Source organism: Variovorax sp. P4_B10 (genome assembly GCF_056402375.1).
The window spans coordinates 1-19011 of sequence record NZ_JBFUHN010000048.1 but is presented as its reverse complement, the minus strand read 5'-3'; the positions used below and the strand labels follow the sequence as shown (position 1 = coordinate 19011).

The 19011-nt window shown below is 68.1% G+C and carries 18 protein-coding genes, 1 pseudogene and 1 riboswitch; of the genes and pseudogenes, 12 read left to right on the top strand and 7 right to left on the bottom strand.

The window, feature by feature from the left end:
- Positions 1-10 precede the first annotated feature (10 nt).
- Positions 11-1546 carry a malonate--CoA ligase gene (locus tag AC1DXX_RS21360; protein WP_478136214.1) on the top strand — a complete coding sequence of 512 codons (1536 nt, stop codon included), beginning with the start codon at positions 11-13 and terminating at the stop codon, positions 1544-1546.
- Here AC1DXX_RS21360 and AC1DXX_RS21355 read toward each other — a convergent pair.
- The 3 genes from AC1DXX_RS21355 to AC1DXX_RS21345 all read right to left on the bottom strand — a co-directional run bounded on the left by AC1DXX_RS21355 (position 1543) and on the right by AC1DXX_RS21345 (position 5430).
- Positions 1543-3246, bottom strand: a complete 1704-nt coding sequence (locus AC1DXX_RS21355) for a serine hydrolase (RefSeq protein WP_478136213.1) — start codon at positions 3244-3246, stop codon at positions 1543-1545. The genes AC1DXX_RS21360 and AC1DXX_RS21355 overlap by 4 nt on opposite strands.
- A 67-nt stretch (positions 3247-3313) precedes the next feature.
- Positions 3314-4375, bottom strand: a complete 1062-nt coding sequence (locus AC1DXX_RS21350) for a phenylacetaldoxime dehydratase family protein (protein WP_478136212.1) — start codon at positions 4373-4375, stop codon at positions 3314-3316.
- Positions 4376-4392: 17 nt separating this feature from the next.
- On the bottom strand, positions 4393-5430 hold the full coding sequence (locus tag AC1DXX_RS21345) for a carbon-nitrogen hydrolase family protein (RefSeq protein WP_478136211.1): 1038 nt from the start codon (positions 5428-5430) through the stop codon (positions 4393-4395).
- A 166-nt stretch (positions 5431-5596) separates the two neighbouring features.
- Here AC1DXX_RS21345 and AC1DXX_RS21340 point away from each other — a divergent pair, with 166 nt between their 5' ends.
- The gene (locus AC1DXX_RS21340; protein ID WP_478136210.1) at positions 5597-6559 is read left to right on the top strand and encodes an AraC-like ligand-binding domain-containing protein; all 963 of its coding nucleotides are present in this window, start codon (positions 5597-5599) and stop codon (positions 6557-6559) included.
- Positions 6560-6565: 6 nt separating this feature from the next.
- Here the strand turns inward: AC1DXX_RS21340 and AC1DXX_RS21335 are convergent, their stop codons facing one another.
- The 4 genes from AC1DXX_RS21335 to AC1DXX_RS21320 all read right to left on the bottom strand — a co-directional run bounded on the left by AC1DXX_RS21335 (position 6566) and on the right by AC1DXX_RS21320 (position 8779).
- A complete protein-coding gene (locus tag AC1DXX_RS21335) occupies positions 6566-6991 on the bottom strand; it encodes a universal stress protein (protein ID WP_478136209.1) in 426 nt (141 codons plus the stop codon).
- Positions 6992-7118: 127 nt separating this feature from the next.
- Positions 7119-7940, bottom strand: coding sequence for a sulfite exporter TauE/SafE family protein (locus tag AC1DXX_RS21330; protein WP_478136208.1), 822 nt, complete (start codon positions 7938-7940; stop codon positions 7119-7121).
- 282 nt (positions 7941-8222) lie between these two features.
- Positions 8223-8558: a cell division protein ZapA gene (locus AC1DXX_RS21325; protein ID WP_478136207.1), complete on the bottom strand. Its 336-nt coding sequence runs from the start codon at positions 8556-8558 to the stop codon at positions 8223-8225.
- On the bottom strand, positions 8555-8779 hold the full coding sequence (locus AC1DXX_RS21320) for a hypothetical protein (protein WP_042581495.1): 225 nt from the start codon (positions 8777-8779) through the stop codon (positions 8555-8557). Before AC1DXX_RS21320 ends, AC1DXX_RS21325 begins: the two co-directional genes overlap by 4 nt.
- A gap of 124 nt (positions 8780-8903) precedes the next feature.
- Between AC1DXX_RS21320 and AC1DXX_RS21315 the strand changes: the two genes are divergently transcribed.
- The 10 genes and pseudogenes from AC1DXX_RS21315 to AC1DXX_RS21270 form a co-directional block, all read left to right on the top strand.
- A complete protein-coding gene (locus AC1DXX_RS21315; RefSeq protein ID WP_478136206.1) occupies positions 8904-10499 on the top strand; it encodes a flavin monoamine oxidase family protein in 1596 nt (531 codons plus the stop codon).
- A gap of 25 nt (positions 10500-10524) precedes the next feature.
- Entirely contained in the window at positions 10525-10953 is a 429-nt protein-coding gene (locus tag AC1DXX_RS21310; RefSeq protein ID WP_478136205.1) for a c-type cytochrome, read from the top strand.
- 55 nt (positions 10954-11008) lie between these two features.
- Positions 11009-11530, top strand: a complete 522-nt coding sequence (locus AC1DXX_RS21305; protein WP_478136204.1) for a RidA family protein — start codon at positions 11009-11011, stop codon at positions 11528-11530.
- Between the two features lie 55 nt (positions 11531-11585).
- Positions 11586-11848: riboswitch (cobalamin riboswitch) on the top strand.
- Positions 11849-11948: 100 nt separating this feature from the next.
- Complete coding sequence (locus tag AC1DXX_RS21300; protein WP_478136203.1) at positions 11949-13889, top strand: TonB-dependent receptor domain-containing protein; 1941 nt, start codon at positions 11949-11951, stop codon at positions 13887-13889.
- Positions 13874-15298: a cobyrinate a,c-diamide synthase gene (locus AC1DXX_RS21295; protein WP_478136202.1), complete on the top strand. Its 1425-nt coding sequence runs from the start codon at positions 13874-13876 to the stop codon at positions 15296-15298. Before AC1DXX_RS21300 ends, AC1DXX_RS21295 begins: the two co-directional genes overlap by 16 nt.
- Positions 15288-15866, top strand: coding sequence for a bifunctional adenosylcobinamide kinase/adenosylcobinamide-phosphate guanylyltransferase (locus AC1DXX_RS21290; RefSeq protein ID WP_478136201.1), 579 nt, complete (start codon positions 15288-15290; stop codon positions 15864-15866). Before AC1DXX_RS21295 ends, AC1DXX_RS21290 begins: the two co-directional genes overlap by 11 nt.
- Positions 15863-16732, top strand: a complete 870-nt coding sequence (locus AC1DXX_RS21285; RefSeq protein ID WP_478136200.1) for an ABC transporter substrate-binding protein — start codon at positions 15863-15865, stop codon at positions 16730-16732. The genes AC1DXX_RS21290 and AC1DXX_RS21285 overlap by 4 nt, the downstream gene beginning before the upstream one ends.
- 11 nt (positions 16733-16743) lie before the next feature.
- Positions 16744-17754, top strand: a complete 1011-nt coding sequence (locus AC1DXX_RS21280; RefSeq protein ID WP_478136240.1) for a FecCD family ABC transporter permease — start codon at positions 16744-16746, stop codon at positions 17752-17754.
- A complete protein-coding gene (locus AC1DXX_RS21275; protein ID WP_478136199.1) occupies positions 17751-18548 on the top strand; it encodes an ABC transporter ATP-binding protein in 798 nt (265 codons plus the stop codon). The genes AC1DXX_RS21280 and AC1DXX_RS21275 overlap by 4 nt, the downstream gene beginning before the upstream one ends.
- A 361-nt stretch (positions 18549-18909) precedes the next feature.
- Positions 18910-19011 (top strand): annotated as a pseudogene (locus tag AC1DXX_RS21270) (cob(I)yrinic acid a,c-diamide adenosyltransferase); the annotation flags it as partial.

Below are 19011 nucleotides of genomic sequence, written 5' to 3'. Positions count from 1 at the left end.
TACCAGTCCGATGAAGAAGACAGCCAACTCCAACCTGTTCGCCGCCCTGCGCGCGGCCTTTCCCGCCGACCTCGACGGCATCGCGGTCGAAACCGACAACGGCCTTTTCTATTCGTGGCGCGACCTCGAACGCGCGAGCGCGATGATCGCCAACCTGCTCGATGCGCTCGGACTGGAGGCGGGTGCGCGCATCGCGGTGCAGGTCGAGAAATCGGTCGAGGCGATGCTGCTGTACCTGGCCACGCTGCGCGCGGGCTATGTGTTCCTGCCGCTCAACACCGCCTACCAGAGCGCCGAGATCGAATACTTCATCGGCAATGCCGAGCCCGCGGTCGTGGTGTGCACCAGCCGCAATGCCGCGTGGGTCGGACCCATCGCCAACGCGGCGGGCACCCGGCATGTGTTCACGCTCGACGACAACCGCACCGGCACGCTGCTCGAAGCGGCGGCGCGGTGCAGCGACAAGCACACGGTGGCGAAGAAAGGTCCCGGCGATCTTGCAGCAATCCTCTACACCAGCGGCACCACCGGCCGCAGCAAGGGCGCGATGCTCACGCACGGCAACCTGCTGTCGAACGCCGAGGTGCTCAAGGACTACTGGGGGTGGACCCCGGGCGACGTGCTGATCCATACGCTGCCGATCTTCCACGTGCACGGACTCTTCGTCGCGCTGCACGGTGCGCTGCTCAACGGCAGCAAGATGCTCTGGTTCTCGAAGTTCGATCCGAAGCGCATCGTCGCGAAGCTGCCTGAAGCCACGGTGTTCATGGGCGTGCCCACGCTCTATGTGCGGCTGCTGGCCGAGGCTGGCCTCACGCGCGAGGCGGTGCGCAACATGCGGCTCTTCGTCGCAGGCTCGGCGCCGCTCCTGATCGAGACCTTCGACGAATGGCGCGAGCGCACCGGCCACACCATTCTCGAACGCTACGGCATGAGCGAGACGGTCATGCTCACCTCCAACCCCTACAAGGCCGAGCAGGGCGAGCGCCGCGGCGGCACCGTCGGATTTGCGTTGCCGGGCGTGCAGCTGCGCGTGCGCGACGAGCGCGGGCAGGACTGTGCCATCGACGAAATCGGCGGCATCGAGGTCCGCGGTCCCAACGTGTTCGCCGGCTACTGGCGCATGCCCGAGAAGACGAAGGAAGAATTCACCGCCGACGGTTTCTTCAAGACAGGCGACGTGGGCAAGATCGACGGCCGGGGCTACATCACCATCGTCGGCCGCAGCAAGGACCTGATCATCAGCGGCGGCTACAACGTCTACCCGGCCGAGATCGAGGGCTACATCAACGAGATGGCCGGCGTGGCCGAGAGCGCGGTGATCGGCGTGCCGCACCCCGACTTCGGCGAGGTGGGCGTGGCCATCGTGATCGCCAAGGCGGGCGCGGCGGTCGATGCCGATGCGGTCGTTGCGGAGCTCAAGTCGAAGCTCGCGAACTTCAAGATTCCGAAGCGCTGTTTCGTCGTGCCCGAACTGCCGCGCAACACGATGGGCAAGGTGCAGAAGGCGCTGCTGCGCGCCGAGCACAAGGGGCTGTTCGCCTAGGCCTTTTCCATCCTCGGCGCGAGGGCGGTGATGCGCGGCTCGTGAAAGATCAGCGCGTCGACCACGTCGGATGAAGGCCGGCGGAATTCCACGCCGAAGCCCTCGAGCGTGCCGACGCTGAAGCTGCGTCCGTCGGCCGGCAGCAGGCGGTGGGTCGGCTGGCCCGGGATCGTCATGCTGAGTTCGCCCTGGGCGTCGAGCCTGATCTCGATCACGCGGCCGCTGTGCAGGTAGTCGCCGGCGCACAGCCGGCGGAACGCCGGGTCCAGCACGTCGCCGGCCGCGACGCGGCGGAACACGATGTCGTCCACCATCTCCTCGAACGGGATCTCGACCCGATCGATACGGCCCTGCCGGTCGTAGCGGAAGGTGAGCGTCCGTTCGCTGGGGTGCAGCACCGTCGGCCTGTCGGGGGTGATGAACACGTCGTAGTGGCGGTGCGCGAGCTTCTCCTCGATACCGCGCCAGCGCCAGCCGAGCCCGTCGGCTTCCTTGTCGATGCGCAGGCGCCCGTAGGCCGGGTGCTCGTAGTCGCCGACATAGTCGCCGAGCGGGTGGCTCGGCCGGGTTCCGCTCTTGCGAACTTCCCCGCTCGCCTTCTTGTCGAGCTTCTGCTGTTCGAGTGCCTGCTTGCGCTTGGGCGCCAGACGCCCGAACCAGTCGACCGGCTCGCGGCCGCAGATGCGGTCGAGTACCGCGTAGGTGAGGATCGGGGGGGCGCCGCCCGGCGTGCGGTTCGTGAGGACCACGACGCCCGCGCGGTGCTCCGGCAGCATCGTCATGAGCGTGCTCCAGCCGGTCCACGAGCCCGAGTGCGCGACGGTGCGTTCGCCGCGGTATTGCTCGCAGAAGAGGCCGAGACCGTAGTGGGAGTCGCCGATCTCTGCGTACGGGGAGCGTCCCATGTGTACGCGCGGCGTCGTCATCTCGCGCAGCGCCTGCGTCGAAAGCAGCTGCTGTCCGTGCGCCTTGCCATCGAGGAGAAAGCGCGCCCATTTCGCAAGGTCGGCCACCGAGGCGTTGATGCCGCCGGCCGGCATCGCGCGGATCGGCGACAGCGGCGTGCGATACCGCTCATCGCCGTCCATCGCATGCGGGCGGGCGGCGTCTTCGGCGGCCGCGAGCGCCTCGATGGAGAAGCCGAAGTGGCTGAAGCCCAGCGGCTTCATCAGGCGCTGCGTGGTGAAGTCCTGGTAGGTCTGGCCGCTGATCCGCTCGGTGACCATTCCCGCGACCAGGTAGCCGAGGTTCGAGTATTGGAAGGTGTCGCGCAGGTCCTTGTTCGGGGCGAGGTGCCGGAGCGCGGCCAGCATCTGCGCGTTGCTCAGGTCGCCGGGCATGTGGATCCAGTCGTGGCGCGGCAGCCCGCTGTGGTGGCACAGCAGGTCGCGCACCGTGAGTCGCTCGGTGGCCGCCGGGTCGTGCAGGCGGAACTCCGGAATCACTTCGCGCACCGGTCGGTCCCAGTCGAGCTTGCGTTCGTCGACCAGCAGGCCGAGCCCGGCCGCGGTGAACGACTTGGTGATCGAGCAGAGCAGAAATTGCGTGTCGATGGTGACGGGCCGGCCCGTGTCGGTATCGCGCACGCCGTAGCCCTTGAGCACGGCGATCTCGCCGTCCTGGATGACGGCCAGCGCGAGCCCGGGCACTTTCCATTCCTGCATCGAGGCTTCGACGAGGCTGTCGAGATCGTTCCACATGGTCGGGGGTCCTTGCCTTGGATAGGGCCGCGCATCCTAAAGCAATCCCGAAGGGGCCTCTCTTTTTCTACGCCGTGCCCAATCCGTTCATGAGCCCGCTGCGCGGGTGGCAGTTGATGTACTCGTAGCTCTGCTCGTCGGCCTTCAGCACCGAGACCTCGTGGTACACGCGCAGCTGCAGCTGGAAGTTCAGCGCCTGCACATAACGCATGAAGCTGCCGAAGATCGCGACGTGCGTGGGGTGCGATTCGGCCCAGCGCTCCATGTCGGCGAGCGAGCGCCAGTAGCTCAGGCCGAAAGACTTCTGCAGCGGCGCGCCATGGGCGTCGAGGTGGTGCATGTAGCGGTTGCTGTAGCAGCCGATGCCCAGTCCCTGGTCGCGCAGGAAGTCCATGCCTTCGCGCAGCACCGGCTCCATGTCCTCGAGGTAGAGCGTGCGCTCCTGGCCGGTGGTGTCGGCCCATTCCTGGCCGGAGCGGATCATCGCGATGTTCTCGTGGCCCGCGATGCGCACGCGCTGGCCCAGTGCCGGCGTGCCCGCGATCACGGCGCGTGTGCCCGAGGGCGCCATCGCGTCGGTCTGCGAGAGCGGGATGCGGTCGCGCATCGAACCCCAGTAGCCATGCTCCTGCAGCTCGCCGCTGACTTCGCCCATGACGACGCCCACGCCCTCGAAGCGGTCCGGCGTGTTGAACATGGTCTCGAAGTGCTCGACGCGCGGCGATGCGATCTCGCGGAAGTAGCCGAGGCCTTCCGCCAGCCGCTCTTCGGAGCGCCACCATGCGTCGATGGCGGGTGTTGCGCACCAACGCGCGTAGGCGGCCGCATCGCTCCAGTACGCGATGGCGATCATGTTGTCGCAGCCATCGGCGTCGACGAAGTGTGCGAGGTCGTGGTGGCCCGGACCATCGGGCAGCGCGAAGTCGCGCGCGATCTTCATCAGGGCGGCGCAGGCGCGGCCCTGCATCCCGGCCCCGCGCGACTGCACGCCGAAATAGCCCATCGCCACCTGCTTCACCGAGGCCGGCGCGCGGGCCGACCAGACGGGGTAGGGCGGCGTGTAGTCGTCCTCGACGCGGCGGTGCCGGGTGCGGGGGCATTTCAGATGCTCGGCAATGGCGGATTCCATGGCGCGGCTCCGTGCGCTCAGGCCGCGACCGGCAGGCGCGGCTCGGTGTTGGCGGCGATCGCTTCCGGCACGCTGCTCTCGGGCTCGGGCGCGCGCTGCACCACCACCACGGGCTCGCGGCGCGTCTTGTTCAGCAGCAGTTGCGTGACGTCGGGCCGCGCGTAGTGGCCGCTCGGATCGGCCGCCGCCTTGGCGAGCGAGATCATGCCGAGGTCGATGTCGGCGATCACCAGCCCTTCCTGGTCTTCGGCCAGCGGCGTGCCGAGCGGCGAGCCGTCGGGCGCGTAGATGCGCGCATAGCCGCCGCCGGTGCGCAGCATCTGCTGCTTGGCCGGATCGGTGCACAGCAGGTCGCTCATCGCCTGGGACACGGTGGCGCACGGCGCGACCACGAAGCACTGTCCCTCCGCCGCGTAGATCTGGCTCGCGGCGTTGTTCACCTCGGGGCCGAGCGCGTAGGCCGCGCCGCGGTAGAGCGAGAAGCTGGGCCACGCGCCGCAATGGATCTGCTCGTTCTGCGAATACATCGCGTACTTGCTGAGCGGCTGCAGGTGCTCCCAGCACGAGAGCGATCCGATGTTGCCCAGGGGCGTCTCGACCACGGCGAGGTCGGAGCCGTCGCCTTCGCCGAACACGGTGCGCTCCACATGCGTGGGCTTGAGCTTGCGGCGCGTCTGCACGGTGTTGCCCTGGTCGTCGATCAGCGCCTGCGCGATGTAGAGGCTGCCCGCGGCCTTTTCGCTGTAGCCGAGCGAGACCCAGATCCCGTGCTTGCGCGCAGCGTCCCTGATGCGGTCGAACTCGGCCGAGCCGACGACCAGCGCGTTGTCGTGGTAGCGCTGCACGAACTGCATGCCCCAGGCGGGCGAATCGAGCCAGATCCACCAGGGGTAGCCGGGCACCCAGGTTTCGGGAAAGGCGATCAGCTTCACGCCCTGGCCGGCCGCCTGGGCCATGAGGTCGATGGTCTTGTCGATGGTGCCGGCGAGGTCGAGGAACACGGGCGCGGCCTGCACGGCGGCGACGCGGAGCTTGGGGTGAGCGGTGGTGGGCATGGTGGGCCTCCAGGAACGGTGGATGAAACAACTTCGCACACTTGCGCACCGGGTTTGCGCTGTGGCATGCGGGTTGCTTGAAGCGTAAATTCGCCGCCGCGGAACGCCTTGACCCGAACTTGCGGCGTTCTTGTTCCAGCGTTGCATGCGCTTTCCGGGAAACTCCATGAACCAGTTGCTCAGCACGGATGCCGTGGCGCGAAACCAGCGGCTTGCCTACTGGACCGACATGATCTGCAACGTCTACGTGCAGCTCGGGTGCGACCCGGTGCGCGAAGCCGATACGGGCAGCTTCGAGGGCAGCATCCGCCAGCACTCGCTGCCCAGCCTTGACGTGTCGGTGGTCAGGTCAGGGCCGCAGAAGGTCATGCGCACGAGCGGTCATATCTCGCGTTCGAGCGATGACTGCTTCCTCGTGAGCATCCAGGCCCAGGGACATGGGGTGGTGCGGCAGGACGGGCGAGACGCCGTGCTGTCGGCCGGCGACTTCGCGCTGTACGACAGCACGCGGCCCTACCAGCTGCTGTTCGACGATACCTTCGAGCAGATCGTGCTCAAGCTGCCCGGCGAGCGCCTGCGCAGCGAGCTGCGCGACACCGAGGCGCTGACAGCCACCACCGTGTCGGGCAGGGAAGGCGCGGGCCACCTGCTGCTCGGCATGATCCGTACGCTGCGCGAAGACATCGACACGCTGCAGCCCGCGTCGGCCCTGGCGGTGGCCAACGGTGTGCAGAGCATCCTGGTGGCCGGCCTGCAGACCCTGCCCGCAGCGCGCGCACCGTCGCTCAGCAACCTCACGGCCTACCACCTCGCGCGCGTGAAGCGGCGCATCGACGAGCAGCTGGCCGATCCGTCGTTGTCGGTAGGCAGTCTCGCGGCGGAACTGGGGGTGTCGGCGAGCCACATCCACCGCGTCTTCAAGAGCGAGCCGCTGACACCCTCGCAGTACATCTGGGAGCGCCGGCTCGAGGCCTGCAGCCGCGACCTGCTGGAGCCGCGTCTCGCGGGCCGGCCGGTGGGGGAGATCRCGTATGGGCGCGRCTTCAACGATGCGGCCCATTTCAGCCGCGCGTTCCGCGAGCGCTTCGGCTGCTCGCCGCGCGAGTGGCGGCAGCAGCGCGTGCAATAGCGCCTGCTACTGAACCAGCAGCACCGAGATATCGGTTTCGGCCACCACCTTGGTGGCGACCGAGCCCATCAACGCACGTCCGAAGATGCCGTGGCCGTGGGTGCCGAGCACGATCAGCTCGGCGTGCACTGCCGTGGCCGACTTGAGGATTTCCTCGGCCGCGTGGCCATGGCGCGCATCGGCCTTGAAGTTGCTCACGCCCTTCTCGGCGAAGAAGGCCTTCACGGGTTCGAGCACCTTGGCGTTTTCCTCGGCGTAGTAGTCGGTCACCACCTCCTTGCTGAGGTGCCGGGCCACATGGCCGGAGACGCCGGTGCACACGTGCACCACCACCAGTTCATGCCCGTCCACGAACATGGCGCGGTTGGCGATCAGGTAGTTGAGGGCCTTTTGCGTGTAGGCGCTTCCGTCGACGGCGATGAGGATTTTCATGAAAACCGTTATACGGCCCCGACCCGTCCGTCGCAACGGGTCTCACCCCAGAGCCGAAGGGCTATTGCTCGTGCATCCTCGCGTGGAACACCGCGGAGCCGGCTTTGCCGAAGCCGGGGTGATGGGGTCAGCCCTTCAAGCCCTTCCAGAGCATGTAGGCCGCGAGCAGGTACAGGATGCTCGCGAACACGCGCTTGAGCTTCTTCACCGGCAGGCTGTGCGCGGCCTTCGCGCCCAGCGGCGCGGTGAACACGCTGCACAAGGCAATCACCACCAGCGCGGGCAGCCAGATGTAGCCGAAGGAGCCGTCCGGCAGGCCCTGCACCGACTGGCCGCTGATGGCATAGCCGAGCACATTGGCCACCGCGATCGGGAAGCCCAGCGCCGCGCTTGTTGCCACCGCGTTGTGGATCGACACGTTGCACCAGGTCATGAAGGGCACGCTGATGAAGCCGCCGCCCGCGCCCACCAGGCCCGAGATGAAGCCGATCGCGCCGCCGCCCGCGAGCTGGCCGCCGGTGCCCGGCATCTGCCGCGTGGGCTTGGGTTTCTTGTCGAGGAACATCTGCGTGGCCGAGAAGCCCACGAACAGCGCGAAGAAGATGGCGAGCGCCGTGCCCTTGAGCAATGCGAAGACGCCCAGGCTGCCCGCCAGGCTGCCGATGACGATGCCGGGCGCAAGGCGCCGCACGATGTCCCAGCGCACCGCGCCGCGCTTGTGGTGCGCGCGCACGCTCGACACCGAGGTGAAGATGATCGTGGCCATCGAGGTGGCGATGGCCATCTTCACCGCCAGGTCCGACGACACGCCGCGGTGGCCCATGATGATCGTGATGAACGGCACCATCAGCATGCCGCCGCCGATGCCGAGCAGGCCTGCGAGGAAGCCGGTGCCCAGGCCGAGCGTGGCCAGTTCGAGGATCAGGAGGGGGTCGAGGAGATCGGTCACGCTGCGGGGTCTTCGGACAAAGCAACGGCCCCGAGCAGGGTGTGCTGGGGGCCGTGCCGATGGAAAAGGTGTCTGCAAGTGGGCGCCGAACCCGCATCCTGAACCAGGGTTCAGGTGGGCGAGGGCAGCAAGACTTCGGGTTCATCTGACGCGAGATGATCACGCCCGTCAAGCAATGTACCAAGCCCGGCTCCGGAGAGCATTGGAACAAGGAAATATTAAGCCCGACGCGCACCGCAGACAGTTCGGATTTTACGCTCCGTCCGGGTCCGCGGGGCTCATTCAGAGCAAATGATCATCGCCGGCCAGTGCCTGATCGAGCTTTTGAATCAGTTGGGCGGCCTTCGGATCGGCTTCGCCAGGCTCCGCAGCCGTGGTGGTTGCGGGTGCTGCGGCAGGGGCCGCTGCTGCAGCCGCCTGCTGCGCTGCGAGGTCGAACGCCAGGTTCAGCGAAGCCAGCACCGCGATGCGATCGCGCGCCTTGACCTTGCCCGCATCGCGGATCTTGCACATGGCGGCATCCACGCGTTCGACGGCATCGCGCAACTGCGGCTCACCGCCATCGGGGCAGCCGAGCAGATAGCTCTGGCCCATGATCTGTACTTCTATCTGCTTCATGCGGTGGAATCTTCGGGAGGTGGTTCAGCCGGCAGCCGCTCGAGCAAGGCGTCGAGGCGCGTGCGTGCCGCGGCGAGCCGCGACTTCAGCCCGTCGCGTTCGCGCGTGAGCGCATCGACCTGTTCCTGTAGCAGCGCATTGGTGCGCTGTACCTCTTCGTGACGCACGAGCAAGCGTTCCACACGCTCGGCGATCTGATCGATGGGGCTGGAGGCGGGCATGGTTGGCGATTGTAGTTTCCCGGGAATCCGGGCAAAAAGGTCCCGCCGACGGTGCGCGCGGTGCTTTGTCTGGCATGGATTCTGCTGCCTTCGCAGCGGCCTTTCAAACATTTACAGCCAGCCCATGACCACGAAGAACAACACTTTATTCAGTCGGCGTGATCTGCTCACGCTCATCGGCAAGACGGCAGGAGGCGGTGCGATGTACCAGGCGATGACTTCGCTGGGCTTCGCAGCCGAGTCCAACTACAACGGCCCTCCGAAACTCGATGGCGCAAAGAAGGGCGCCTCGGTGCTGATTCTTGGTGCGGGCCTGGCCGGCATGGCCGCCGCGCTCGAGCTGCGCAACGCGGGCTACTCGGTCAAGGTCCTCGAGTTCAGCCATCGTGCGGGCGGCCGCTGCTGGACGCTGCGCGGTGGCGACACCTTCACCGAGCTCGGCGGCGCCGTGCAGCAATGCGGCTTTGCCAAGGGCGAGTACTTCAATCCGGGCCCGTGGCGCATACCTTTTCATCACCACGCGGTGCTCGGCTACTGCAAGCGCCTGGGCGTTGCGCTCGAGCCTTTCATCCAGGTCAACTACAACGCGCTCGTGCATTCGAGCAAGGCCTATGGCGGCAAGCCGCAGCGCTATCGCCACGTGCAGGCCGACTACCAGGGCTATGTGGCCGAGCTGCTCGGCAAGGCCGCGACGCAGGGCAACCTCGATGCCGCGCTGACCAAGGAAGACAAGGAGAAGCTGCTCGAAGGCCTGCGCCGCTGGGGCGCGCTCGATACGCAGTTCCGTTATCGCGAGGGCACGGTCAGCAGCGATCGCCGCGGCTACGAGGTGGACGCAGGCGGCGGCCTGATGCCGCTGGCCAGGCCATCGAAGCCGCTCGACATGAGCGAGCTGCTGCAATCGAACCTTTGGCGCTACATCGCGAGCGGGCAGGACTACGAATTCCAGAGTGCGATCTTCCAGCCCGTGGGCGGCATGGACATGATCGCCAAGGCTTTCGCGAAAGAAGTCGGCAGCCTGATCCGCTACGGCGCCAAGGTCACGAAGATCGAGCAGAACGACCGCGGCGTCACCGTCACCTACACCGACGAGGCCAAGGGCGGCGCGGTCACGCAGGCCAAGGCCGACTGGTGCCTGTGCACGATCCCGCTGTCGGTGCTGAGCCAGATCGACATCCAGGTCGGCTCGGCGATGCAGGAGGCCATCAATGCGGTGCCTTATGGCGCATCGGTCAAGGTGGGCCTGCAGTTCAAGCRCCGCTTCTGGGAAGAGGACGAGCACATCTACGGCGGCATCAGCTACACCGACCTGCCGATCTCGCGCATCTCGTACCCCTCGACGCGCTATGGCGCCAAGGGCAAGTCGGTGGTGCTCGGCGCCTATGTGTTCGACGGCCCCAACTCCTACGAATTCACCGCCATGGCGCCCGAAGAGCGCGTGCGCCGCGCGGTCGAGTTCGGCACGCAGCTGCACCCGCAGTACGCGAGCGAGTTCGACAACGGCATCTCCGTGGGCTGGCACCGCGTGCCGGGCTCGCACGGCTGCTATGGCATATGGACCGACGACACACGCCAGAAGCACTACAAGAACCTGTGCCAGGTCGACGGCCGCATTGCGCTGGCCGGCGAACACGCTTCCTACATTCCGGCCTGGCAGGAGGGCGCCTTGCTCTCGTCGCTCGACGCCATCCAGCGGCTGCACGCCCGCGCCGTCGCCTGAGAGCCGAGCGAAGGACATACCCACCATGAACAACAGCATCACGACCTTCATCAAGCACGCACTGCTCGGCCTTTCGCTCGGTGCGCTGGCCTCGATGGGCGGGCACGCGTTCGCGCAGTCGCCATCGCCCGAGCCCGTGTTTTCCGTCGGCCCCAGGTTCCAGGAGAGCTCGGGCGAATCGATCTACCGTGCCACCTGCCAGGGCTGCCACATGGCGCAGGGGCAGGGCGCGAAGGGGGCCGGCGCCTATCCTGCGCTCGCATCGAACCCGAGGCTCGCGAGCCCGGAGTACGCACTCTATGTGGTGCTCAACGGCCAGAAGGGCATGCCCGCCTTCGGCAAGATGATGAGCGACGAGCAGATCGCCGCGGTGGTCGGCTATGCGCGCACCCATTTCGGCAACCAGTACCCCGATGCCATTCCCGCGGAAAGCGTCAAGAAGCTGCGGCCTTGACCTCTCTGCGCGATCCGGTAGATCCTTCATCCCTCCCTGTACCGAGACAACACCCATGACCATGACCTCCCTCACGAAGAAGCTGGCCCTCGTCGCCGCACTGTTCGCAGCCGGCACCGGTGCTGCCAATGCAGCCGATGAAATCATTCGCCACCGCATTCCGAACTCCACCTTCCCGATCTCGGCGGCGGTGGAGATTCCGTCTTCGTTCACCAACGTGTACCTCTCGGGCCAGGTGCCGCCGCTGCAGGACGCGACCGCGCCCAAGAACACGGCCGCAGCCTATGGCGGCGACACCAAGGGACAGACCGTCGGCGTGCTCAAGGCCATCGAGAAAAGCCTCACCGGCCTGGGCCTGACGATGGGCGACGTGGTGAAGATGCAGGTGTTCCTGGTGGGCGATCCGGCCAAGGACAACAAGATGGACTTCGCCGGCTTCATGGAGGGCTACACCCAGTTCTTCGGCACCACCGCGCAGCCGAAGCTGCCGGTGCGCTCGGCGATGCAGGTGGCGGCGCTCGCCAATCCGGCCTACCTGGTCGAGATCGAGGTGATGGCGGTCCGCCCCGCCAAGTGACCCGCCAAGTAGCGCGGCGGCCACAACTTTCGGCTTAGCGAGGTTGCATCAGGGCCTAAAATCCCGCCCGTTGGTGCTCGCGTCGTGGTTCACACGGCGCAGTTCAACGGGAAGCAGGAGTGGACGCCCCCCGAACCCGGAAGACGGGATTCGGAACAAGGCCGAAGCCGCCTGCGCTGCCCCCGCAACGGTCAAGCAGACGACGCCGCAAGGCGTCACCCCTCTCCATCCAGCCACTGGGCGCCCTGAAACAGGTGCCTGGGAAGGCGGCAGGGGCGCGCTGCCAGCCCGGATACCGGCCAACAAGGCGGCTGCCGCATGCACGAACGAACGAATCGGTTCTTGCCTGGGGCGGTCATTGCGCCCAGATGCTGGCGGGGAGGCCGGCAAGGGGCATTGACGTTCGTTCGGCTCATCCATGATTTCCTGCGTTTCCTTTTCCCGCGGCCGCGCCCCTGCGCGCCGCAGCCGTCTCGCCTGCCTGCCGCTCGCGCTGGCTTCGGCCTTCGGCGGCCTTGCATTGATCCAACTGCCCACGCTGGCGCATGCGCAGGAAGCGGCGGCGCTGCCCGCAACGGTGGTGACGGCCAACCGCACCCCACAAGCCCTGTCCGACCTGGTGGGCGACGTGTCCATCATCGACCGCCAGACCATCGAGCGCAGCGGCGCCACCGGCGTGGCCGACGTGCTGGCGCGCCTGCCGGGCATCGAGATCAGCCGCAGCGGCGGCGTCGGCAACGCCACCAGCCTGTTCATCCGCGGCGCGGAAACGCGCTTCACCGCGGTCTACCTCGACGGCGTGCGCATCGACTCGCAGTCGACCGGCGGTGCCGGCTGGGAAGGCATTCCGCTGTCGCAGATCGATCGCATCGAAGTGCTGCGCGGCCCGGCCGCCGCGGTGTACGGCTCCGATGCCATCGGCGGCGTGATCCAGCTCTTCACCAAGCGTGGCGAAGAGGGCGTGGCGCCTTATGCAGGCATCGGCTTCGGCAGCCGCGGGCTTCGCAAGATCGAAGGCGGCGTCAGCGGCAAGTCCGGCCTGTTCGATTATTCGTTCGGCGTCGCGCACGAGGAAAGCAAGGGCTTCAACGTGCAGCCCGCGAACAAGCGCACGCCCTCGAAGGACGGCTTCACCAGCCCCGACCGCGACGGCTACCGCAGCACCTCGGGCAACCTGAGGCTGGGCTTCCAGATCACGCCGGACCAGCGCCTCGATGCCACGCTGCTCCAGAGCGACATCGAGGCAGGCTACGACGCCACGGTCGGCTTCAGGACCAAGCCGCCCATCCTGTTCAGGAACGACATCGCGAACAACACCCTGCGCACCGCCGGCCTCACATGGTCGGCCAAGTGGAACGACATCTACAGCACCCGCGTGCAAGTGAGCGACTCGCAATCGGTCTACAAGACGCAGCCTTCGTTCTACCGCACCGAAACCAACCTGCGCGGCTACCTGTTCCAGAACGAATTCCGCTTCGGCCCGCACCTGGTGACCGCCGCGCTGGAGCGGCGCGAAGACGCACTTGAAAACGCACCCACCACCTCCGCCAAGCTCTTCTCGCGCGACCGCTCGCAGAACGCCATTGCGCTCGGCTACGGCTACGTGCAGGGCCCGCATTCGCTGCAGCTGCATGTGCGCCGCGACAGGGACAGCGAGTTCGGCGGCAAGACCACCGGCAGCGCGGCCTACGGCTTTGCCATCACGCCCTCGCTGCGCTTCACCGCATCGGCCGGCACGGCCTTCCGCGTGCCCACGCTGTACCAGCGCTTCAGCGAATACGGTCTCGCGAGCTTGAAGCCCGAATCGAGCCGCAATGTCGAGCTGGGCCTGCAGTATTCGCAGGGCGCCACGCACGCGGGCATCGTCGTCTACCGCAGCCGCGTGCAGAACCTGATCGTGTTCGACGGCACCCTCAAGGGCTGCGCGTCGTCGTTCGGCTGCTACTCCAGCACGGCCCGCGCCCGCTACCAGGGCGTGACGCTCTCGGCCGGCCACCGCTTCGGCGATGTCACCTTGCGCACATCGCTCGACTACCAGGACCCGCGCGATCTCGCCACCGACCACCTGCTGGCCCGCCGCGCGCAGCGCCACGCCACCTTCGGCGCCGACTGGCGTGTCGCCAACTGGACGCTGGGCGCCGAGGTGCAGACCTCGAGCAAGCGCTACGACGACGCGGCCAACACCGTCAAGCTCGGCGGCTACACCGTGCTGAACCTGTCGGCCAGCACGCAGATCACGCGCGACATCAATCTCGTGGCCCGCGTCGACAATGTGGGCAACAAGGACTACCAGTACGCGCGGCTCTACGCCAACGGGGGCCGCACCGCGTACCTCGGACTCAAGTGGACACCGCAGTAAACAGCCTTTCATCACGACGCGACACTGCCGCCACCTGTGCCGCGGTGCTGATCGCCGCGCCGGCCTCCGGGCAGGGCAAGACCACGGTCGCGGCCGCGCTGGCGCGGCTGCATGCGCGCCAGGGCCGGCGGGTGCGGGCCTTCAAGTGCGGGCCCGATTTTCTCGATCCGCATTGGCTCGCGCTGGCCACCGGCGCGCCGGTGCATTCGCTCGATCTCTGGATGACGGGCGAGGCCGATTGCAAGGCGCGCCTGCGGGCCGCGGCGGCCGAGGCTGATCTGGTGATCGTCGAAGGCGTGATGGGCCTGTTCGACGGCACGCCGAGCGCGGCGGACCTGGCCGAGCGCTTCGGCCTGCCGGTGCTGGCGGTGATCGATGCGCAGGCGATGGCCGGCACCTTCGGGGCGCTGGCCTATGGCCTGCAGAACTTCCGGCCCGGCCTGCCGTGGGCCGGCGTGCTCGCCAACCGGGTGGCCAGCGAGCGCCATGCGGGCATGCTGAAGGACGCGCTGCGCGAGCCCTCGCAATGGCTGGGCGCCTTGCCGCGCGATCCGGGGTTCGCGTTGCCCGAGCGGCACCTGGGCCTCGTCGGCGCCGGTGAACTCGACGACGCGATGGTGCGGCTCGATGCGGCGGCCGATGTGCTGGCCGCGACACCGCTGGGCCAGCTGCCGATCCTGCAGCTGCCGCAGGTGCGCTTCGAAGCCGTCACCGCAGAGGAAGCACCCGCACCGCTGCTGCTGGCAGGCCGCACCGTCGCCATTGCGCGCGATGCGGCTTTCTCCTTCATCTATCCCGCCAACCTCGATGTGCTCTCGGCACTCGGTGCGCAGCTTGCGTTCTTCTCGCCGCTGGCGGGCGATGCCTTGCCGGCCTGCGATGCGGTCTGGCTCCCGGGCGGCTACCCCGAGCTGCATGCCGAAACCCTGTCGGCCAGCGAGCCGATGCGCGCCTCGCTGGCCGCGCATGTCGCCGCAGGCAAGCCCGTCTGGGCCGAATGCGGCGGCATGATGGCCTTGTTCGACGAACTGGCCACGAACGGCGACACGGAACAGCAGGGCGTGCATCGCCTCTGGGGCCTGCTCCCGGGCCGCGTGACGATGCAGAAGCGCCTGGCCGGCCTCGGGCCGCAACAGCTCCAGCTGGGACGCCATGCCTTGCGCGGCCACACCTTTCACTATTCGAGCTGCGAGACGCCGCTCGTGCCCGCGGCCCACACCGGCCGCCCTGACGCCGCGCAGGCCATCGGCGCGCGCGGCGGCGAGGCCTTCTACGTGCATGGCCCGGTGCGCGCCAGCTATTTCCATGCCTGGTTCGCCTCCAGCCCGGAAGCGACGGCGCGGCTTTTCGGCGCCATGCCGATCGAACTGGGCAACGACGCAGCAAAGGAGTTTGACGATGACCGTTGAGCACGAACTCATCCTCGGTGGCCAGAAGAGCGGCAAGTCGCGCCGCGCCGAGCAGCGCGCCATCGACTGGCTGGCGGCCGCGCCCGGTACGCACCGCGCCGTGCTGATCGCCACGGCCCAGGCTTATGACGACGAGATGCAGGAGCGCATCGTGCGCCACCAGGCCGACCGCGCCCAGCGCGTGCCCGGCATGCGGACCATCGAGGAGCCGATCGAGCTCGCGCGCGCCGTCGTCACGCAGAGCGCGCCCGACACGCTGGTGGTGATCGACTGCCTCACGCTCTGGCTCACCAACCTGCTGATGCCGGTGCGTTCGGAGGTTGCACGGCCCGTGACGCGCACGCCATCGGCGCATGCCACCATGCTGCTGATCGCATTGCGCGAGGCGAGGGGGCCGGTGGTGCTGGTCGGCAACGAAATCGGCCTCGGCGTGATTCCGCTCGGCCGCGAGACGCGCGCCTTCGTCGATGCACTGGGTCGGTTGAACCAGGACGTGGCCGCCGCCTGCGGCCGCGTGACGCTCATGGTGGCCGGCCTGCCGCTGAGCCTGAAAGCACCCGCCGGATGAAGAAGCGCTGGATTCCATCCCTGCTGGCCGCCATCGGCCTGACCGGCTTCGCATGGGCTGCGCACGCCCTCGACGTGGTCGACGAGCGTGGTGTGACCGTGAGCCTGCCGCAGCCGCCGCAGCGCATCGTCACGCTGCTGCCCTCGCTGACCGAATCCGTCTGCGCGCTCGGTGCCTGCGAACGGCTGGTGGGTGTCGACAACTATTCCAACTCGCCAGCCATCGTGCGCGCCTTGCCGCAGCTGGGCGGCGGGCTCGACCCCAATGTGGAAGCCATCGTCGCGCTCAAGCCCGACGCGGTGCTGCTCGCCAAGTCGTCGCGCGTGACGCAGCGGCTCGAAGCACTGGGCCTCAAGGTGCTGGTGCTCGAACCCAAGAGCCATGCCGACGTGCAGCGCGTGCTCGGCAAACTCGACCAGGTGCTCGGCACGCAAGAAGCGCCGCGCGTTTGGCGCGTGATCGATGCCAGCGTCTCGGCCGCGGCGCAGTCGGTGCCGGCGCGCGCAAAGGGAAAGCGCGTGTACTTCGAGATCAACAGCACACCCTATGCGGCCGGCGAGTCGTCGTTCATCGGTGAAACGCTCGCGCGCCTCGGCATGAAGAACATCGTGCCGGCCAGGCTCGGGCCGTTTCCCAGGCTCAACCCGGAGTACGTGGTGCGCGCGAACCCCGACCTGATCATGGTCAGCGTGCGCAGCGCGCAAGGGTTGGAACAGCGCCCCGGCTGGGGCGGCATCCGCGCGGTGCGCGAGGGCCGCGTCTGCCGCTTCGACGCCCTGCAGTCCGACGTGCTGGTTCGGCCCGGTCCGCGCATGGACGAAGCCGCGCGCCTGATGGCGCAGTGCCTGACGGACAAGGGCCAGTGAACGCCGCCCGCATGCACACGGTCCACCTGCGCCGCGTCGTCCTGCTCGGCGCGGCCCTGCTGGTGCTGGGCGCCGCGCTGCTCGTGTTCGGCCTCGGCATCGGCAGCACCGGCTTCGAGAGCCTGCTGGCCGCGCGGCACGACCCGGTGGCGCTGCAGATCGTCTGGGACATCCGGCTGCCGCGCACGCTCGGCGCCTGGCTCGCGGGCGCGCTGCTCGGGCTTGGCGGGGCGGTGGCGCAGGGGCTGTTCCGCAATCCGCTGGCCGACCCTTATCTGCTGGGCAGCGCCTCGGGTGCATCGCTGGGCGTGGCGGTGGCGCTGATGCTGTTCGGCGGCTCGGTGGCCAGCACGCAGTGGGTGATGCGCATCGGGCTCACGGGCGCGGCCTTCATCGGTGCGGTGCTCGCGGTGCTGCTCACGCTGACGCTGGCGCGTGGGGTGCAGCAGACGCTGCGCCTCCTGCTCGCGGGCGTGATCGTCGGCGTGGTGCTTGGCGCCGCGAAAGACCTGATCACCATCGCCTCGGCCGACATCCTGCAGGCCATCCAGGGCTTCATCCTCGGCAGCACCGGCCTTGTCGGCTGGAGCGCCTGCGTCGTGATGGCGGCCGTGTGCGCCGTCTGCCTGCTGTCGGCATGGGCGCTGGCACCGGTGCTCGACGGCCTCGCGCTCGGCGAGGCGACGGCCCGCAGCCTGGGCCTGCCGTTGGGCGCCATGCGCGCCGCCCTGGTGGTGGTGCTTGCACTGGCCACCGGCGCGGCCGTGGCACAGACCGGCCTCATTGCCTTCGTCGGCCTGGCGGCGCCGCACCTCGTGCGCTCGGTCGTCAAGACCACGCACGCGCGGCTGATCCTGCTGTCGGCGCTGATGGGCGGCCTCCTGCTGATGGCGGCCGACCTGCTGGCGCGCTGGCTGATTGCGCCGCAGGAGCTGCCGGTGGGCGTGCTCACCGCAGTGCTCGGCGGCAGCTACCTGCTGTGGCTGATGCATCGGCGCAGCGCGCGGAGCGGCGTGGCATGAGCGACAACAACAACAACAACAACGCCGTTCCCGCGCTCGAAGCGCACCGCGTGAGCGCCACGCTCGGCATGACCGAGGTGCTGCACGGCATCGACCTGAAGCTGTCGTCCGCCCGCTGGACCAGCATCGTCGGGCCAAACGGCGCGGGCAAGTCGACGCTGCTCAAGGCGCTCGCTGGCCTGCTCGCGCACCGCGGCGAGGTGCGGCTGCTCGGCGAGGCGCAGGGAAAGATCCCGGCCCGCATCCGCGCCCAGCGCCTCTCGTGGCTCGGCCAGAGCGGCACGGGCGAGGCCAGCGCCGACGACCTGATGGTCTACGACGTCGCCATGCTCGGCCGCCTGCCGCACCAGCGCTGGCTGGCCGCCCCGAGCGCGGCCGATCGCGAAGCCGTGGAGCGCGCACTGCGCAGCACCCAGGCCTGGGACTGGCGCGACCGCCCGCTGGGCCAGCTCTCGGGCGGCGAACGCCAGCGCGTGCTGCYGGGCCGCGCGCTCGCGGTCGAAGCCGAGGTGCTGCTGATGGACGAGCCGCTCGCCAACCTCGACCCGCCGCACCAGGCCGACTGGATGCAGACCGCACGCGCCCTCGTGGCCCAGGGCCGCACCGTGGTCAGCGTGCTGCACGAACTCCCGATGGCGCTGGCCGCCGACGAGATGGTGGTGATGGACAAGGGCCGCGTGGTGCACCATGGCGGCTGCGACGACCCCGTCACCCATGCGGCGCTGGAGCAGGTGTTCGACCACCGCATCCGGGTGCATCGGGTGGCAGAGCAGTGGATTGCATTGCCGCTATGACTTACGAGGTTTGTCAGGCTTGCATATGAAGCCCTGCTTTTCTATTCGTCGCGTTGTGTTTGATGTGCGCTGTTCAGGGCGCGCTCACGCCGACGGTGTGCTCTGCTCCGCGAATGTCCCCCGGCGCGGCCTAGGGCCGCAGGCCTCCTCCTTTATTTCGCTGCGCAGAGCACACCATCGGCGTGATCGCTCAGAGCACTGGTTGATCGGCCGCAAACCAGCAGCGTGCCCTCGTGCACAGGGCACCGGGTGCTCCCCGCAGCGAAATAAAGGAGGAGCGAAGCGGGGGACATTCGCGGAGGGGAGTACCCGGTGTCCTGTGCACGCGCCCCGAACAAAATCCCCCGAAATTGGAGACCCCATGCAAATAGAAACCCCTCCCAGCGAAAAGCCCTACGAAAAGCCCGAGGGCGAGCGCCGCGGCATCGTCATCGTCAACACCGGCGACGGCAAGGGCAAGAGC

Excerpts from the sequence above, each read along its gene's own strand:
- AC1DXX_RS21360 (WP_478136214.1), top strand. The coding sequence starts at position 11 with ATGAAGAAGACAGCCAACTCCAACCTGTTCGCCGCCCTGCGCGCGGCC.
- AC1DXX_RS21355 (WP_478136213.1), bottom strand. The coding sequence starts at position 3,246 with ATGTGGAACGATCTCGACAGCCTCGTCGAAGCCTCGATGCAGGAATGG.
- AC1DXX_RS21350 (WP_478136212.1), bottom strand. The coding sequence starts at position 4,375 with ATGGAATCCGCCATTGCCGAGCATCTGAAATGCCCCCGCACCCGGCAC.
- AC1DXX_RS21345 (WP_478136211.1), bottom strand. The coding sequence starts at position 5,430 with ATGCCCACCACCGCTCACCCCAAGCTCCGCGTCGCCGCCGTGCAGGCC.
- AC1DXX_RS21335 (WP_478136209.1), bottom strand. The coding sequence starts at position 6,991 with ATGAAAATCCTCATCGCCGTCGACGGAAGCGCCTACACGCAAAAGGCC.
- AC1DXX_RS21325 (WP_478136207.1), bottom strand. The coding sequence starts at position 8,558 with ATGAAGCAGATAGAAGTACAGATCATGGGCCAGAGCTATCTGCTCGGC.
- AC1DXX_RS21320 (WP_042581495.1), bottom strand. The coding sequence starts at position 8,779 with ATGCCCGCCTCCAGCCCCATCGATCAGATCGCCGAGCGTGTGGAACGC.
- AC1DXX_RS21310 (WP_478136205.1), top strand. The coding sequence starts at position 10,525 with ATGAACAACAGCATCACGACCTTCATCAAGCACGCACTGCTCGGCCTT.
- AC1DXX_RS21305 (WP_478136204.1), top strand. The coding sequence starts at position 11,009 with ATGACCATGACCTCCCTCACGAAGAAGCTGGCCCTCGTCGCCGCACTG.
- AC1DXX_RS21300 (WP_478136203.1), top strand. The coding sequence starts at position 11,949 with ATGATTTCCTGCGTTTCCTTTTCCCGCGGCCGCGCCCCTGCGCGCCGC.
- AC1DXX_RS21290 (WP_478136201.1), top strand. The coding sequence starts at position 15,288 with ATGACCGTTGAGCACGAACTCATCCTCGGTGGCCAGAAGAGCGGCAAG.
- AC1DXX_RS21285 (WP_478136200.1), top strand. The coding sequence starts at position 15,863 with ATGAAGAAGCGCTGGATTCCATCCCTGCTGGCCGCCATCGGCCTGACC.
- AC1DXX_RS21280 (WP_478136240.1), top strand. The coding sequence starts at position 16,744 with ATGCACACGGTCCACCTGCGCCGCGTCGTCCTGCTCGGCGCGGCCCTG.